This window comes from Acinetobacter legionensis (genome assembly GCF_048551735.1).
Taxonomy (GTDB): domain Bacteria; phylum Pseudomonadota; class Gammaproteobacteria; order Pseudomonadales; family Moraxellaceae; genus Acinetobacter.
In genome coordinates, this window is the sequence record NZ_JBIMBV010000003.1 from 210301 (window position 1) to 227553 (window position 17253).

The 17253-nt window shown below is 38.0% G+C and carries 12 protein-coding genes; 7 read left to right on the forward strand and 5 right to left on the reverse strand.

The features are described from left to right. Positions 1-173 precede the first annotated feature (173 nt). Positions 174-3863 carry a methionine synthase gene (metH, locus tag ACG9ZL_RS04275; RefSeq protein ID WP_419359192.1) on the reverse strand — a complete coding sequence of 1230 codons (3690 nt, stop codon included), beginning with the start codon at positions 3861-3863 and terminating at the stop codon, positions 174-176. A 739-nt stretch (positions 3864-4602) separates the two neighbouring features. Between metH and ACG9ZL_RS04280 the strand changes: the two genes are divergently transcribed. Then, on the forward strand, positions 4603-6225 hold the full coding sequence (locus tag ACG9ZL_RS04280; protein WP_336952934.1) for an inorganic phosphate transporter: 1623 nt from the start codon (positions 4603-4605) through the stop codon (positions 6223-6225). 200 nt (positions 6226-6425) lie between these two features. Continuing rightward, positions 6426-7898, forward strand: coding sequence for a capsule assembly Wzi family protein (locus ACG9ZL_RS04285; protein ID WP_234622535.1), 1473 nt, complete (start codon positions 6426-6428; stop codon positions 7896-7898). Between the two features lie 595 nt (positions 7899-8493). Here the strand turns inward: ACG9ZL_RS04285 and ACG9ZL_RS04290 are convergent. Further along, positions 8494-8910, reverse strand: coding sequence for a GNAT family N-acetyltransferase (locus tag ACG9ZL_RS04290; RefSeq protein ID WP_419359194.1), 417 nt, complete (start codon positions 8908-8910; stop codon positions 8494-8496). 147 nt (positions 8911-9057) lie between these two features. Here ACG9ZL_RS04290 and cysD point away from each other — a divergent pair, with 147 nt between their 5' ends. The 3 genes from cysD (at position 9058) to ACG9ZL_RS04305 (ending at position 12288) form a co-directional block, all read left to right on the forward strand. Continuing rightward, positions 9058-9966, forward strand: a complete 909-nt coding sequence (gene cysD, locus ACG9ZL_RS04295; RefSeq protein WP_419359212.1) for a sulfate adenylyltransferase subunit CysD — start codon at positions 9058-9060, stop codon at positions 9964-9966. Between the two features lie 153 nt (positions 9967-10119). Continuing rightward, a complete protein-coding gene (gene cysN, locus ACG9ZL_RS04300; RefSeq protein WP_419359196.1) occupies positions 10120-11733 on the forward strand; it encodes a sulfate adenylyltransferase subunit CysN in 1614 nt (537 codons plus the stop codon). A gap of 369 nt (positions 11734-12102) precedes the next feature. Further along, a complete protein-coding gene (locus ACG9ZL_RS04305) occupies positions 12103-12288 on the forward strand; it encodes a hypothetical protein (protein ID WP_419359198.1) in 186 nt (61 codons plus the stop codon). 93 nt (positions 12289-12381) lie between these two features. Here ACG9ZL_RS04305 and ACG9ZL_RS04310 read toward each other — a convergent pair whose 3' ends face one another. Continuing rightward, positions 12382-12930, reverse strand: coding sequence for a DUF2239 family protein (locus ACG9ZL_RS04310; RefSeq protein WP_336952928.1), 549 nt, complete (start codon positions 12928-12930; stop codon positions 12382-12384). Positions 12931-13364: 434 nt separating this feature from the next. Between ACG9ZL_RS04310 and ACG9ZL_RS04315 the strand changes: the two genes are divergently transcribed. Continuing rightward, positions 13365-14357 (forward strand): NAD(P)H-quinone oxidoreductase, encoded by a 993-nt coding sequence (locus tag ACG9ZL_RS04315; protein ID WP_419327562.1) that lies wholly within the window; start codon positions 13365-13367, stop codon positions 14355-14357. Between the two features lie 83 nt (positions 14358-14440). Here ACG9ZL_RS04315 and ACG9ZL_RS04320 read toward each other — a convergent pair whose 3' ends face one another. Next, positions 14441-14593 (reverse strand): hypothetical protein, encoded by a 153-nt coding sequence (locus ACG9ZL_RS04320; protein ID WP_419327563.1) that lies wholly within the window; start codon positions 14591-14593, stop codon positions 14441-14443. Positions 14594-14746: 153 nt separating this feature from the next. Further along, positions 14747-15757: a zinc-binding alcohol dehydrogenase family protein gene (locus ACG9ZL_RS04325; RefSeq protein WP_419327564.1), complete on the reverse strand. Its 1011-nt coding sequence runs from the start codon at positions 15755-15757 to the stop codon at positions 14747-14749. Between the two features lie 926 nt (positions 15758-16683). On the opposite strand from ACG9ZL_RS04325, the gene ACG9ZL_RS04330 reads away from it, so the two are divergent. After that, positions 16684-17184 carry a hypothetical protein gene (locus ACG9ZL_RS04330; RefSeq protein ID WP_336952925.1) on the forward strand — a complete coding sequence of 167 codons (501 nt, stop codon included), beginning with the start codon at positions 16684-16686 and terminating at the stop codon, positions 17182-17184. The last annotated feature ends 69 nt before the right edge of the window (positions 17185-17253 follow it).

Here is a 17253-nt window from a genome sequence, read left to right on the forward strand (position 1 = left end):
GGGGGACCTGCCGTGAATTGGATGATGGTCTTCGATTCGAGCTATTCCCTCCTTCTTGAACTTCGTTTTAAAGTAATACTTTAAACTTGTTCAGGGACGAGCTTTCACGTAATTCAATCGAGACGTGCAGTTCCCCTCTTTGAAAAGAGGGGTTAGGGGAGATTTAAATAAATCTAAGCAATCGAATCATCCAAATTCGGTGCTAACCAACGTTTGGCTTCATCCAAAGTCCAATTCTTACGCTTTGCATAATCTTCTAGCTGATCCAACGCAATTTTACCCACGTTAAAGTATTCAGACTGTGGGTTGGCATAGTAGAAACCACTGACACTTGATGGTGGCCACATTGCAAAACTGCTGGTCAATTGCGTACCAATCTTATCCGTGGTGCCTAACCAATCAAACAAAGATGCTTTTTCAGAATGCTCAGGACAAGCTGGGTAGCCCGGTGCAGGGCGAATACCGACATACTTTTCTTTAATTAATTCTTCATTCGACAGTTGCTCATCGGCTTGATAGCCCCAGAACTCTTTACGAATACGCTCATGCAAATGTTCAGCAAATGCTTCAGCAAAACGGTCACCTAAGGACTGAGCAAGAATGGCAGAATAATCATCACCTTTGGCTTTGTACTCATGCGTCATTTCTTCCGCACCAAAAATTGAAACGGTAAAACCACCCAAGTAGTCTTCGGCTTGTGCTTTGGTTGCAACAAAATCAGCCAAAGACAAATTAGGTTTACCTGTAACTTTATCTGATTGCTGACGAATATGATGGAAGGTATGGGTTACAGATTGACCATCTTCATTAAAGACCTCAACAGAGTCTGCGGCTGAACGGTTTGCAGGATAAATCCCAAAAACGGCACGCGCATCGAAACGCTTATTGTCAATAATGTCTTTGAGCATCGCTTGAGCTTGATTATACAAATCAGTCGCAGCTTCACCGACCACGTCATCTTGTAAAATTTTCGGGAATTTACCCGCCAAACTCCAAGAAATAAAGAATGGCGTCCAGTCAAAATATTCTACTAACGTATCAAGAGGGTAATGGGTTAAGGTTTGCAAACCAATAAAGTTAGGTTTTACTGGTGGATTGGCGGCAAAGTCAATTTTTAGACCATTTTCAATGGATTCTGTATACGACAATTTAGCTGCTTTCGGTTGCTTGTTGGCAATACGTTCACGTACTTTTTCATATTCAGCACGATGTTCATCCACAAATTTAGGCTTCATTTCGGGAGACAACAGGGTGGTTGCAACACCCACCGCACGAGAAGCATCGGCAACATAGATCACTGCATCATTTGAGTATTGAGGATCAATTTTTACTGCAGTGTGTGCTTTCGATGTAGTTGCGCCACCAATCAACAGTGGAATTTTAAAACCCTTGCGCTGCATTTCTTTTGCAACAAACACCATTTCATCAAGCGATGGGGTAATCAAACCTGATAAGCCGATAATATCGACTTTTTCATCAATTGCAGTCTGTAAAATTTTCTCGCAAGACACCATGACACCAAGGTCAACAATGTCATAACCATTACACCCCAGTACAACACCGACAATGTTTTTACCAATATCGTGTACATCGCCTTTTACAGTCGCCATCAACACTTTACCTTTGGATTGGCTGCCTGTTTTTTCGGCTTCAATGTACGGGTTTAACCATGCTACGGCTTGTTTCATCACCCGTGCAGATTTAACCACTTGAGGTAAGAACATTTTACCTGAGCCGAATAAGTCACCGACCACATTCATACCGTCCATCAATGGACCTTCAATCACATCAAGTGGACGTTTGGACTTTAAGCGGGCTTCTTCAGTATCTTCATCGATAAAGCTGGTAATCCCTTTGACCAATGCATATTCAAGACGCTTTTCAACAGGTTCATTACGCCATTCAAGGTTTTCAACCTGTTTTTGGGCAGCACTTTGACCACGGTACTGTTCAGCAACTTCAAGCAATTTTTCTGTTGCATCTTGACCGCTGTCACCTTGATTCTGGTTGAGAATGACATCTTCAACAGCGGCTTTCAGCTCCTTAGGAATATCATCATAGATGGCCATTTGACCCGCATTGACAATTCCCATGGTCATGCCTTGTTTGATGGCATAGTAAAGGAATACAGAGTGAATGGCTTCACGGACAGGTTCATTGCCACGGAAAGAGAACGACACGTTAGACACACCACCAGAAATCATGGCATGTGGTAAGTTTTGTTTAATCCAGCCGGTTGCTTCAATAAAGTCCACAGCATAGTTATTGTGTTCTTCAATCCCCGTTGCAACAGCAAAAACGTTCGGATCAAAAATAATGTCTTCCGCAGGAAAACCAACTTCATTGACCAACACATCATAAGAGCGCTTACAGATTTCACGTTTACGTGCGGCAGTATCTGCCTGACCTGTTTCATCAAATGCCATCACAATGACAGCTGCACCATATTGGCGACACAAACGTGCTTTATGGACAAACTCATCATAACCTTCTTTTAAGGAAATGGAGTTAACAACAGGTTTACCTTGTACACATTTTAGACCTGCTTCAATGATTTCCCATTTAGAGGAGTCAATCATGATTGGTACTTTAGAGATTTCAGGCTCAGATGCAACCAGATTTAAGAAATGTACCATCGCGTTTTGCGAATCGAGCATTCCTTCATCCATATTGATGTCAATGATTTGTGCGCCTGAAACTACTTGTTGTAATGCAACATCGAGTGCTTCTGCAAAGTTTTCTTCACGGATTAAACGGAGGAATTTTTTAGAACCAGTGACATTGGTACGTTCACCAACATTGACAAACAATGAGTCGTCATAAATATTAAATGGCTCTAAACCACTGAGGCGACATGCAGGTTTGATGTCTGGAATTTTACGCGGTGGGATGTCTTTAACCGCATTATAAATGGCACGAATATGGTCAGGTGTGGTACCACAACATCCACCAGTGATATTGATTAAGCCACTTTCAGCAAATTCTTTTAAGAAGGCAGCTGTTTCTTCTGGTGTTTCATCATAGCCACCAAATGCGTTTGGTAAGCCAGCGTTTGGATGCGCTGAAACAAAAACATCCGCAACATCTGATACAGTTTTGACATGTGGACGCATGGCATCTGCACCTAAGGCGCAGTTAAATCCAATTGACAATAAATCGCCGTGACGAACAGAGTTCCAAAATGCTTCTGCAGTTTGTCCTGTTAAGGTACGACCAGAAGCATCCGTAATTGTGCCTGAAATCATCAGCGGTAATTCACGGCCAAGTTGTTTAAAGACTTCTTTTACCGCAAAAATTGCTGCTTTACAGTTTAAAGTATCAAACACAGTTTCAATGAGAAGGATGTCTGCACCACCTTCAATTAAAGCATGTGTGGCTTCAATATAATTTTCTTTGAGTTCATCAAAGGTAATGTTGCGAAACGCTGGATCATTTACATTCGGTGAGATCGAGCAGGTACGTGATGTAGGCCCCAATACTCCAGCAACAAAACGTGGTTTGTCAGGGGTTGAGTATTTTTCACAAGCAGCTTTGGCAAGTCGGGCTGCTTCAAAGTTGATCTCATGGACTAAATCTTCCATGTGATAGTCAGACATTGAAACACGTGTACCGTTAAAGCTATTGGTTTCAATAATGTCAGCACCAGCATCTAGGTAAGCTTCATGGATGCCTTGAATAATTTGGGGTTGAGTTAACACTAAAAGGTCATTGTTACCTTTTAAGTCAGATGCCCAATCAGCAAAACGCTCACCACGGTAATCAACTTCTTCCAGTTTATGGCGTTGGATCATAGTTCCCATCGCACCATCAATAATTAGGATGCGTTGGGCAAGAAGCTCTTTTAACGTGGTAAGCGTGGACATTAAAACTCTCAATAAAATCGGATTTTAAAAATAGCCGATATGTTATCAGAATGTAGACTTTCAAGGTACCAGTCTTGATGTACTTCCTGATTGTAGATTTTTGATCTGTAAAATTATAAAAAATCATTGGGTTAGGTTTTTTTTGATCTTTTTATATCATTGGTATTTACAATATACTAGGTTTTGTTCGTAATCATTTTATGTATCGATTGAAAAGTAAATGATTGATCGGCGTGTTAGCGCAAGGTTTTTAAAATGGGTGGGATATTGTTCAGATGATCTATTTATTGGTCTGGCACATTTAATTTAAGACGATTCGTTGAAGATATAGGATACTTTTTTAGTGTAGGGCAATTGTTGGCGTTAAACTTGCTTGGATTAGGTAAGCGGGATTTATTGGAACATATGTAAAAATAAAGTTAAAAGTATGTTTGTTTTTTCATCAATTTGTCATAAATTTCATGAAAAATAGCAATACCAAATGATAAATAGTTCAAATTGATCTGAAATATTACAAATATTATTTCAGATTAAAATAAAATATTTTGCTCAAGTTATATTGGTTTTATTGGTTTAAGATACTAATTATAAATAATAAAAATATTAATTTTGTCGCTTATGTAGCGAAACACTGAGGTGAAATAATTATAAATTTCACTTCATATGACCTCTATTTGTCATATAATTGTCACAATTTAATTGAACAATAAGCGCATTCTAATATTCGCTAACTTTCTGCATGAATTCGAATTTACCTCCCGTCACAGATTCTGCACAGTCACCTAAACCCGTTCAATCGACGAATGTGCACGTCCCTACACCGAAATTTTTTATGCCGGTGTTTCTGACGATTATCATTGCTACCTTAATCTACATTGGGGTGCAAGTTAGTGCAGATTTAGCACATGTTCCACCGTTAAGCCTCTACTCAGTGATTCTTTTAGCGACAGCGTTGTTTATCGCTTTGGGTTTTGAGTTTGTAAATGGTTTTCATGATACAGCCAATGCTGTAGCAACCGTGATTTATACCAATGCATTGCCTGCGCCTGTAGCAGTCATGTGGGCAGGCTTTTGTAACTTCCTTGGGGTAATGGTTGCCAGTGGTGCAGTTGCGTATGGAATTATTGCATTGCTTCCTGTTGAACTGATCATGAATGTAGGCAGTGGCGCTGGTTTTGCTATGGTTTTTGCCATGCTAATTGCGGCGATTCTGTGGAATTTAGGCACTTGGTTCTTAGGTATTCCGGCATCAAGCTCTCACACCTTGATTGGCTCAATTTTGGGTGTAGGCATCATGAACTACATTTTGCATGCTTCAACGGGTGCAAGTGGTGTAGACATGGATCAAGTGCTTAAAGTGGGTAAAGCATTACTGTTTTCTCCTTTGATTGGTTTTGCATTTGCAGCAATTGTATTTTTGATTGTTAAAAAAATATTTAAAAAGCAACTTGAGTTGTTCCAACCCCCTGAAGGCAATAAACCACCACCACCATTGATTCGTGCGGTTCTGATTTTCACCTGTACAGGTGTGAGCTTTGCACATGGTTCAAATGATGGTCAAAAAGGTATGGGGTTAATCATGTTGATTTTGATTGGTATTGTGCCTTTGGCTTATTCGTTGAATAGAGGATTAGACCAACAGCATTTACAGTCATTCTCACAATTATCTGGTCAAACTGCGACGGCAATTTATGCACAGCATGCCGATATTCCAGATGAACAAGCGCGTGTAACCATCACTAAATTTATCCAAACCAAAGAAATGAATCCTGAAGTTGTTCCAGCATTGGCCAGTTTGACTGATCATTTGGGCGAGCGTGTTGGTAAATTTGGTGATCTCAAAGATATTCCAGAAGCTGAAGTATCTTCATTACGTAATGATATGTACTTAAGCACCACGGCTTTTAAACGCTTGGATAAAGCGGATCAACTTCCAAAAATGGATGAAGCTCAAGGCAAAGTGGTAAAAGAGTATCGCAAAAACTTAGATTCTTTCCTCCAATATATTCCAAACTGGGTAAAAGTTGCTGTGGCATTGGCATTGGGTTTAGGAACAATGGTGGGATGGAAACGTATTGTGGTTACTGTGGGCGAGCGTATTGGTAAACATCATATGACCTACGGTCAAGGGATGTCTGCTGAGCTTGTGGCAATGTCGACAATCGCTGCTGCAGATGGCTTTGGTTTACCCGTTTCAACGACTCATGTACTCAACAGTGCGGTTGCAGGAACCATGGTCGCCAATAAAACTGGATTGAATTTTGCAACAGTCAAAACGATTCTTTCTGCATGGATTTTTACCTTACCTGCAACGATTTGTTTATCAGGTGGTTTATTCTGGCTATTTTTAAAAGTATTTTAATTTAAAAGTTAGAGATGGCGATTTTTTAAAAATTGAATGATCGTTATTATCTGAATTTAAAAGAAAAAGAGTGCACTTTGGTGCACTCTTTTTCTTTTGGATAATGGAATTTTAAAATATGAATAACACAATTTCACCATTGAAAAAAACTTATAAAAAAATTAAGGTGTGTTTGTAAATCAAACTTGAGAACAATGAGCATGTATTTAAGAAAATCACTTTGTGCTGCTGTATTACTTGGAATGTCTTTACCTGTATTTGCACAGGGAATCGTATTAAATAATGAAGATCTTCGCACAGATTTGAACTGGTTAAATCAACAAGGTGTGATACAAATCAGTACATCGACTTGGCCGATGAGTGGGGATGAAATTCAACGTGCCTTATCTCAAGCAAAAGTTTTAAACAATACTCAACAAAAAGTTATTGATTCAATTCAAAATGCCTTAAAAGCAGATAATCAAACTGCAAAATTAGGTTTATTTGCCGAAACTGATCAAAAAAATATTCCTCAAGCTTTTGGGGATAGTGCAAAAGCACAATATGTGGGTTCATTAGAATTCAATGCGGGTGGCGAGAATTGGGATGCAAAGCTTCGTGTCAATGGTGAAAAAGATCCGCAAATTGACAATGGTCAAGATGTCAATGTGGAAGGTTCATATATTGCTGGGAAGTTATGGAATCAATGGGTTATTGCGGGTCAAATCCCAACATATTGGGGGCCGGGACATGATGGTAGTTTGATTCGTGGTGATGCCAGCCGTCCTGTGTATGGCTTTACTGTACAGCGTGCTGAACAAAAGGCTTTTGAATCTAAATGGTTGTCTTGGATTGGTCCTTGGCAATATCAAGCATTTGCTGGACAGTTAAATGATTATACGGCTGTACCTGATGCACGTTTAATGGGATTGCGCTTAACTGCTCAACCTTTACCTTATTTGGAAATCGGTGCATCACGCGCTTTCCAAATTGATGGAGAGGGTCAACCAGGAAGTGCAAAAGCTTATTGGAATGCTTTTATTGGAAAAGACAATGAGTGTGCAGATAGCACTTGTACGGGGGTGGGTAATCCATCCAATCAGCTTGCTGGATTTGATGCGCGTTTAAATCTTCAGTCTTTGCTGAATGTTCCTATGAGTTTTTATGGGCAATATATTGGTGAAGATGAAGCGGGTCTATTACCATCTAAAAAAATGTATTTAGCTGGTGCTGACTATTCATCAAGCTTTAAAAATTTACCATATCAGCTTTATGTTGAATGGGCGAATACAGAAACAAATGGTGATCCATTAGGTGTTTCTTATAGTCACCATGTCTATAAAGATGGTTATTACCAACAAGGTTTCCCATTGGGACATGCAATGGGTGGTGATGGTGAAATGATTTCTGTCGGTGGTGATATTCGTTTTGATGTGATGAATCGTTTATCTGGTCGTGCACTGTATGCCAAAGTTAACCAATCTGCTGCTCTCTTTGGTGATAAGCAAATCAACTTAGCCTTCCCAGAAAAAGACAAAATTAAAGCATTAGATTTAACTTGGACACATTATATTAAACCGACCATGCCATTAAAAATTAATGGTTGGGTCAGTGATTCTGATCTACATGGCAATGATGCAGGTGCTTCTGTAGGAATCGAAATTCCTTTAGATAAAGCATTATTCGGCCATTAAGACCTGAGTTATCGGCTGTATATATCTAATTTTAAGCATATACAGTTTGATAAGTTGGGACTAAGCTAAAATCGCTTCTTTAAATTCTAGAAGCGATTTTTAGTTTTTGATTGTTGATTGAATTATTTGCTACACAGATCTTTAATATTTTTTAAGGCTGACTTGAAAAAGGTGAGCCTTTTTTATGTTTAGGCTTGATCTTTTTGAAGCGTGAGCATTTGACGGTCATTATTAAATGAATTACATCTATTAGGGTCTGTTGACATTTCATAAATGGCTTGCGTTGTAGGTTAAAATTGAGCAGGCAAGGCATGAAACGAAGAGAATAGCGAGACTATTTACGAGTTTCATAACGCAGACTGAGATAATTTTAGCCACAACCCTGAGCAAGAACAAAGCACTGCTTTGTTTGCAGCGCAAGGCGCAGCGGGGGACTAGAGTGTTTTTTGCTGCTACATCGTTACGAACTATTTATTTAGAATGACTAAATTTCATATTTCGTGCCTTGTATCATCTAAAAATCACTCGTAGTCGCAAACGTAGACGAATTGTCAACAGACCCTAGTTATGTTAATACCTTTTTATATTGGATAAATCATGTTTTACTCGCAATACGATCATAAAGGTGTTGGGCGCTAATATTGTATTCTTGAGTGAGCCAATAAACACGGTCAAACTTTGTTGCGCAGACCAGATAACAATGCTCAATTAATTGTCGTGCTAAACCTCGATTCCTAAAAGCTTCATCCACAAATAAATCTTGTAGATAACAATAGGGTAAATCTGTCCACATGCTCATATGTGCAATCAAATGTACAAAGCCAACCACTTGACCATTTACTTTGATGGCAAAACCAAACATATCAGCTTGTTCAGGATTTGTGATTCGCTTCCAAGATAATCTTATTTGTTCATCACTGAGTTGTGATTTATAAAATGTTAAATAGCTGCGCCAAAGTGGAAGCCATTGCTCAAAATCAATCTGTTCTAGTGCAATAATTTGTGTGGTCATGCCGATCTCTTGTTGTTGCTTATGATGTTTTTATATATGAATATAAAAAAACAAGCAAAAGGGTTGAGGTGTAAATCACTATAATGAATATAAATTTTAATATGTGTAATAAGTACACGTTTTTGTGAGCTGGTGCTGTCAATGCCTATATCTGAGGAAAGACTTACTCATCTAAAACAGCTTGAAGCTGAGAGTATTCATATCATCCGTGAAGTTGCTGCTGAGTTTGAAAATCCAGTGATGCTTTACTCAATCGGGAAAGACTCAGCTGTCATGCTGCATCTTGCTTTAAAAGCATTTTATCCTGCTAAACTTCCTTTCCCACTGTTGCATGTTGACACAGGCTGGAAATTTAAGGATATGATTAAATTCCGTGACAACATGGCAAAAGAACACGGTTTTCATCTGATCGTGCATCAAAACAAAGAAGGTAAAGATGCAGGCGTAAATCCATTTGATTATGGTAGTTCAAAATATACCGATATTATGAAAACCCAAGGCTTAAAACAGGCTTTGGATAAGTATCAGTTTGATGCTGCATTTGGTGGTGCACGCCGTGATGAAGAAAAGTCACGTGCAAAAGAACGTGTTTATTCTTTTCGTGATTCTAAGCACCGTTGGGATCCTAAAAACCAACGTCCAGAGCTTTGGAATCTTTATAACGGTAAAGTCAATAAAGGCGAGAGTATCCGTGTATTCCCATTGTCAAACTGGACTGAGTTAGACATTTGGCAATATATCTACCAAGAAAGTATTCCTTTGGTGCCTTTGTATTTAGCAGCTGAACGTCCAGTTGTTGAACGTAGTGGTACGTTGATCATGGTGGATGATGAACGTATGCGTTTAAAAGAAGGTGAAGTTCCACAAATGAAATCGGTACGTTTCCGTACTTTGGGCTGTTACCCGTTGACAGGTGCGGTTGAATCAACGGCAACAACACTGCCTGAAATTATCCAAGAAATGCTTTTAGCCACAAGCTCTGAACGTCAAGGTCGTATGATTGACCATGATGAAGCGGGTTCGATGGAAAAGAAAAAGCAAGAAGGCTATTTCTAAGGATTTTTTATATGAATCCCCCCTAATCCCTCTTTATAAAAGAGGAGGGAACTCCAGCAACAAAATGGAGGAAAGTCCTCTGCTATCAAAGGAGCTTTTAGGAGGATTTAAAGATATAGCAAGAGATTTCAAAATATTGTGGAGCTTTGAGCAATGTCTCATCAATCAGAATTAATTAGTCAAGATATCTTGGCATATTTAAAACAGCATGAAAATAAAGACCTATTACGTTTTTTGACATGCGGTAATGTGGATGATGGTAAATCAACGTTAATTGGTCGTTTACTTTACGATTCAAAATTGATTTACGAAGATCAATTACAAGCAGTCACCCGTGATTCGAAAAAAGTGGGTACAACAGGTGATGCACCTGACTTGGCCTTGCTTGTCGATGGTTTACAAGCTGAACGTGAGCAAGGTATTACCATTGATGTGGCATACCGTTATTTTTCTACTGAAAAGCGTAAGTTCATTATTGCTGATACACCAGGACATGAACAATATACCCGTAACATGGCCACAGGTGCATCTACCGCAGATCTTGCAATCATCTTGATTGATGCCCGTTATGGCGTACAAACGCAAACTCGTCGTCATACTTTTATTGCGAGCCTATTAGGTATTCGTAATATTGTGGTTGCGATTAACAAAATGGACTTGGTTGAATTCTCTGAAGAACGTTTCAATGAAATTCAAGTTGAGTACAATAATTTTGTCAATCAATTGGGTGAGCGTAAACCTGCCAATATCATCTTCTCGCCAATTTCTGCATTGAATGGCGATAACGTTGTAAATAAATCCGCAAATACGCCGTGGTATCAGGGTAAAACCTTGATGGAAACATTGGAAACTGTTGAAATTACACATGATGTAAGCAAACATGAGTTCCGTTTTCCAGTGCAATATGTGAACCGTCCTAACCTCGATTTTCGCGGTTTCTGCGGTACAATTGCTTTAGGTGAAGTGAAAGTTGGCGATGAAATTGTGGCTTTACCTTCGGGCAAGAAATCAACAGTGAAAGAAATAGTCACTTTTGATGGTAACTTAGCGCATGCTATAGCAGGTCAGGCTGTAACTCTAACGTTAAATGATGAAATTGATATTTCGCGTGGTAATGTCTTGGTCAAAGCAGGTGAGCAACCGCTCATTTCACGTTCTGCTCGTGCGACAGTCGTATGGATGACTGATCAGCCATTAGTGTTGGGCAAACTTTATAATGTGAAGTTTGGTACACAAACCATTCCGGCTAAGGTTGCGAAGATTAACTATCGTACCAATGTCAACACATTGGAAAAAATGCAAGTTGAACAGCTTGATTTAAATGCCATTGCAGATGTAACGATTGAGTTTGATGCACCAGTGGTATTTGACCGTTATCATGACAGTCGTTATACGGGTTCTTTTATCTTCATTGACCGTTTAAGTAATGTGACTGTTGGTGCGGGTATGGTTGAAGCTGCGGTTGAATGGACTGCACACAATGAACCTGTCACTGCTGAAGCACGTGCTGCACGTTTAGGTCAAAAACCTGCTGTGGTTGCTGTATCTGCTCAAGTACTTGAACATTCGCAAGCTCTTGAAAGCTTGCTGATTCAACAAGGTGTTGTTGCGATTGCAAAAGCAGGTTTATCAAGCGATCAAGTTGCATTGCTTCGTCAAACTGGTGTTGTGGTGGTGACGAATGTTGAACAAGGTGCTGATGTAGTATTTGCTCAAGAAGCAGTTGAAGAATTGGCTGAAAAAATTGTGGAATTGGTTCGTCTTTAACAGATTGGATTGATTGAGAGAAACCCACCATAAGGTGGGTTTTTTCATGCAAAAAATTTAATATATATAAGATAATACTAATCAACATTATATAGATTAAAGCATTTTGAATTTTGCGTTATTTAATACTTAGAGCGTGTGTTTTGCTATAAATAAAGGGATTTTTAAATTACTATTCTCAGCAACAGTCGACGAGTACTTTTTGCAACGCTCAGCTAAATTTATTTAAAACTAATGAGCGGCACGGCTGTGTAAGCTGTAAGATAAGAAGAATTAACATTTATGGAATGTGATCAAAACAGACTTACAACAGCACAAGCAATAAAATTTATTTTTAAATCAAGTTAAGATTTAATAGTAGGTCATGTAATGAAAATATTTTTACTGATAGGAATGACAAGCGTGTTGACAGCATGTGCTTCAAACCCACCGAAGAAAATACCTGAGCCGACCAAAGAATGCCATAATTATCATGCAATGATGACGGCACCTATGGATCCGATGGCAATGCAACGTTTAAAACAAACTTGTGAAGAGTCCGAACAACAAAAATAATTTAATGATCAATCATGTGCCGATCATTATAAAAAATGCGCTAATTCTATAGGCTTAGCGCATTTAATTTTTATATAGTTGCGAATATTATAGTTAAAAAGCATGTTGCGTTTTTAAAGTCAAATACGCTCGTAAATCTTTTGGATAGTCTTGAATTAGTGCTAAAAACAGCGCTTGATTACCTTGATATAAAGCACGAGTGGCTTCCTCATAATTTGGCATATTGCCTGACATTGCTGACATAAAACGATCAGTTGCCTGTTTTGCCAACATTTTATTGCTTGCTGAATTAGGGTTATTTAACTCTTGGTCAATCAATTTTCGAATCACAGCAGATGCACTAGAACTTTGTTGATCTAACCAATCCCAATGCTTTTGCTGCAAAGTGATTTCACGAGAAATCACCCCTAATTTAGGACGGCCAACTTTTTTAACCGCTTCAGGTTTAGCATAACGTTGTTGAATATCTGCTGTAGATCCGATGGTATTAACATCAATGGCTTGGCCCGTTTGATCATTAAAAATCAACACAGGTGTGGAGGTGTTTTGTTGAGTCTTAATGGTTAATGCTACGTTTAACAAAGAATCAGTGATTAAACGCTCATTGCCAACAAAGGCAGAGTAGGTGTTTTCAGTATTCATTTTAAAACCTTTGAATATTTTTATCAGGGTAAAACTAATTCGTGTTTGAATATTATCAGGGTAAAATTAAATTAGCAAACAAAAAATGATCAATATAGTTTTTTGATGCCAAAAAACGGTAATAAAAAAGCATGTAAATCTTTAAGAATTAAATGCTTAATTGTCAAAAATATAACGATTAAAAGCGATAACCTATTTTTAAATCATAAGTGAGCGCATGGTGATCTGTAATTAACAACATAGTTTGTTTTTTTCATCTTTGTTTTTATGTCTTTATCCGTTTGGTGCCATTTGTATAAATATTTGAAAATTATATTTTTGTAAGGATACCCACGATATTTTGTAGACATTGGTGGTGAAATATTTGCACATGCACTGGTTTATGTTCAAATACAGAAAACATGAAAAGTAATGAATGGAATAGGAAAGAAATTATGTCTACAAATAATATGCAACAGGTCATTATTACAGAACCTGGTGGTATAGAAAAACTGGCTTATGAAACGGTAGAAATTCCTCAACCCAAAGTAGATGAAGTTTTGATTAAAGTCCATGCATTTGGGATTAATCGCCCCGATATTTTACAGCGTCAAGGCTTATATCCTATGCCAAAAGGGGTGACACCTGTTCCTGGTTTGGAAGTTGCTGGAGAAGTGATTGCAGTGGGCGAAGATGTTACTTTATTTACTGTGGGCGATAAAATTTGTGGATTAACCAATGGTGGTGGCTACGCAGAATATTGTGTCGTGCCAGAATCTCAAACCATTCATATTCCTGAAGCTGTAAGTTTTGTTCAAGCTGCAGCAATACCTGAAACTTTCTTTACGGTATGGGCCAATGTTTTTCAAATGGCACATGCCAAAGCAGGTGAAACACTATTGGTACATGGTGGTACAAGTGGTATTGGTACAACCGCATTAATGTTAGCGCAATCATTCGGTTTGAAAAGCTTTGCAACTGTAGGTTCAGATGAGAAAGTTCAAGCTATTCGCAATTTGACTGATGCAATTAATTATAAAACTCAGGACTTTGAACAGGTCATTACTGAAAAGACCCAAAATGAGGGTGTTGATATTATTCTTGACATGGTTGGGGCGCCTTATCTAGATCAAAATCTAAACCTACTCCGTAGAGATGGGCGTTTGGTCTATATCGCATTTTTGGGCGGTGCAAAGGCCAAAGAGGTAAAATTGGGACAGATTATGATGAAACGCCTCACTATTACCGGTTCAACTATGCGTGCACGTACAACTGCTGAAAAAGCTGAAATTGCCAAAGGTTTGATGCAACATGTCGTCCCATTGTGGGCAAAAGGGGAATGTTTACCAATGATTTATAAAACATTTAAGTTTGATCAAATTCAGGCTGCGCATGCATGTATGGATACAGGTGAGCATATTGGTAAAGTTGTGGTGGAAGTGATTTAAGATAAGTTTTCTATTTAACTTTGTGATTAAACTATTTCTCTAAAAGTTGATTCTCATTATTAAAGAATTAGCACTACCTCGTATTAGCTTGAAAAGTTTACATAGTTTTGCGTAGGCGATGGCTCGCTTTTCGTAGGGATTGTCAAACCTTGCGCTGCAAACAAAGCAGTGCTTTGTTTTTGCTCATGTTGAGCGAGGGGTATAGGGCGTACCCCTCGCTCAACCGCGACATCCATGTCGCTAAGCTATAGATACACTATGTATGATTAAATGATGAAAAAATGTTCAATTTATATTTAATTCATTAAATTAATTGATATTCACAGGGTCATTTAAATCTTTTTATAAACCTTTAAGCGATTCTTAAAAATTAAATTTTATTCGAGTGGTTAAAAGCCTGCTAATACGATCTTACCAATGCTTTTACCTGACTCAATCAGTGTATGAGCTTGGGATATATGTTCAACATTGATTTGACCGAGGTTTTGTCCCAAAGTGGTTTTGAGTCTTTGGTCATCAACTAATTTTGAAACTTTATTTAAGATATCACCTTGTCGGCTGAGATCTTTGGTCAGGAATGTAGAGCGAGTAAACATCGATTCCCAATGAACTGAAACAGACTTAACTTTAAACGGGTTAATGATAAAGTTTTCAGGATCATCAATTAAACCAAAATGACCTTGGGGTGCGATCAAATTTGCAATGGCTTGTGTATATCGCCCTGTACCGTTAATTGAAAAAATATAATGAGGTAGCCCAATATTCAAGTCTAGGATTTGCTGTTCTAAAGGTTGGCTATGATCCACAATATAATCTGCGCCAATTTCAGTCAGCCATGCTTTAGATTCAGGGCGGGAAGCTGTAGCAATCACTGTGAATTCAGTCAGTACTTTTAACAATTGAACTGTAATAGAGCCAACACCTCCTGCAGCGCCAATGACTAAAATCACAGGTTTTTCAACTTTGGTGTCTTGGATTTTTAAACGGTCAAATAACATTTCATATGCGGTGAGCGACGTTAAAGGCAACGCTGCGGCTTCTGCATCACTCAATGATTTCGGTTTTAATCCAACGATACGTTCATCAACCAATTGGAATTCAGCATAAGAGCCTTGTCTTTGGTTTGAACCCGCATAAAAAACTTCATCACCCACTTTAAAATTTTGAACATTTTCTCCGATTGCTTTCACAATTCCAACCGCATCATGACCCAAAATTTTCCAAGTATCATTTTCTGGCGAAGTACGCTGTCGCATTTTGATATCGACTGGGTTGATTGAAATGGCTTTAACCTCAATCAGTAAGTCATGACCAGTTGCAACTGGCTGTTCGATTTCGATTTCGGAAAAAACATGGGCTTCTGAAATTGCGAATGGTTTTTTATAAGCAATAGCTTTCATAAGGTTTCACTTTTTATTGGCATATCAAATCAATAGCAAAAAATCCTCAATTAAGAAAGAAAAAAATTGTCAGTTTATGCTTATTGATAAGATTTTATCAAATGATCTTAATCAAGAAATTTGGACAGTAACAAGCGTATACGCAAGATAAACAATTGCCAGTATATGTAAAACGGTAGAGTCAACCAATTTTCATGATTCAAGGTGCGGTTAAATGTTTGTCGTCCCTTTTGATAAGCCGCAGGGTAGCAAAATATATTCAAACCACCTAATTATTTATACAGGCGATTTCTATTAAGTCATAGATCATAAATGATGCTTATGTTTTTATATGAACTATTAGAAACCAATGATTATCGATTCATTTTTTGTACTTTTGAATCCTAGATGATTATCCTAGCGCGGGGCGACAGGGATGTCGCCATTGAGCGGTGGTGTAGGATGTACCCTCGCCCAATATGAGCAAATACAAAGCACTGCTTTGTTTGCAGCGCAAGGTTTGACAATCCCTACGAAAAGCGAGCCATCGCCTACGCAAAACTATTTAAACTTTGAATGTAAGGTATGGCATGGCAAGTTTTTTTATAATCAAACAATTTATTTTCCATGCGATTGATTTAATTTAAAATATTATTTAAGAGCAATTATATTCTTTTGGCTGAGCTTTTGACAGGTTGACTATATGAGTAAAACTGTTGCCAGCACAAGGACAGAGGTTAAGGTTGTTGAGCAAAATAAAAATAGATAAGATATAAGGCAGAATAAAAACTAATACAGGCAAGTAGGGCTAAAACAGCATTAAAATATTATCCTTTATTGTTATTTGATCAGCTAGAGATACATCGCCACAGATTAACATTATCTCTGACTTAATTTTAAAATTGTGCGAAAATAGGATTTCTATTTATTTTTGTTTTAGGACTCCCATGACAGATTCTTCTGCTTCATTAAGTGATATTGAAATTTTAGACATTCTTCAGTCGATGAAATCGGATGAATTGAATGTTGAAGCACAAAAAATCATTCGTGATGGTGGAAAAGCTGGGCGTCAAGAAGCACATAAACAGGCATTGGTTGCTTTACATCAAAGCTTTGAAGACAAATTTGTTGAAGCTGTGACTTTGGCTTTAAATTTAAATGAAGCGCAGGCCAAGAAAATTCGTTATAAGAAAGATCGAATCCGTATTTTAAAAGCAAAAGGTATCGATTATTTAGCTCTTGATGGGGCAGAAACCGCTCAAGTGTTATCACAAGTTGCTCAAGCGATTATTCGTGAAGATGCAATCGTGACGCGTGACCTGCATAATATTTTTCCTTTCTGGAAAGAAGGCTGGCCAATGGTGCAGTTTGATAGCGCTTATAAAATTTTAGAAGATGATATTTCAATTCATTATCAAGCATTGCTTGATGTATTGATTCATGCTTAATTGGATTTGATTCTAAATAAATCATTATTTTAAATAGATGATGAAAATAATCTATTTAAAATGAAAAAA

Excerpts from the sequence above, each read along its gene's own strand:
- metH (WP_419359192.1), bottom strand. The coding sequence starts at position 3,863 with ATGTCCACGCTTACCACGTTAAAAGAGCTTCTTGCCCAACGCATCCTA.
- ACG9ZL_RS04280 (WP_336952934.1), top strand. The coding sequence starts at position 4,603 with ATGAATTCGAATTTACCTCCCGTCACAGATTCTGCACAGTCACCTAAA.
- ACG9ZL_RS04285 (WP_234622535.1), top strand. The coding sequence starts at position 6,426 with ATGTATTTAAGAAAATCACTTTGTGCTGCTGTATTACTTGGAATGTCT.
- ACG9ZL_RS04290 (WP_419359194.1), bottom strand. The coding sequence starts at position 8,910 with ATGACCACACAAATTATTGCACTAGAACAGATTGATTTTGAGCAATGG.
- cysN (WP_419359196.1), top strand. The coding sequence starts at position 10,120 with ATGTCTCATCAATCAGAATTAATTAGTCAAGATATCTTGGCATATTTA.
- ACG9ZL_RS04305 (WP_419359198.1), top strand. The coding sequence starts at position 12,103 with ATGAAAATATTTTTACTGATAGGAATGACAAGCGTGTTGACAGCATGT.
- ACG9ZL_RS04310 (WP_336952928.1), bottom strand. The coding sequence starts at position 12,930 with ATGAATACTGAAAACACCTACTCTGCCTTTGTTGGCAATGAGCGTTTA.
- ACG9ZL_RS04315 (WP_419327562.1), top strand. The coding sequence starts at position 13,365 with ATGTCTACAAATAATATGCAACAGGTCATTATTACAGAACCTGGTGGT.
- ACG9ZL_RS04320 (WP_419327563.1), bottom strand. The coding sequence starts at position 14,593 with ATGGATGTCGCGGTTGAGCGAGGGGTACGCCCTATACCCCTCGCTCAA.
- ACG9ZL_RS04325 (WP_419327564.1), bottom strand. The coding sequence starts at position 15,757 with ATGAAAGCTATTGCTTATAAAAAACCATTCGCAATTTCAGAAGCCCAT.
- ACG9ZL_RS04330 (WP_336952925.1), top strand. The coding sequence starts at position 16,684 with ATGACAGATTCTTCTGCTTCATTAAGTGATATTGAAATTTTAGACATT.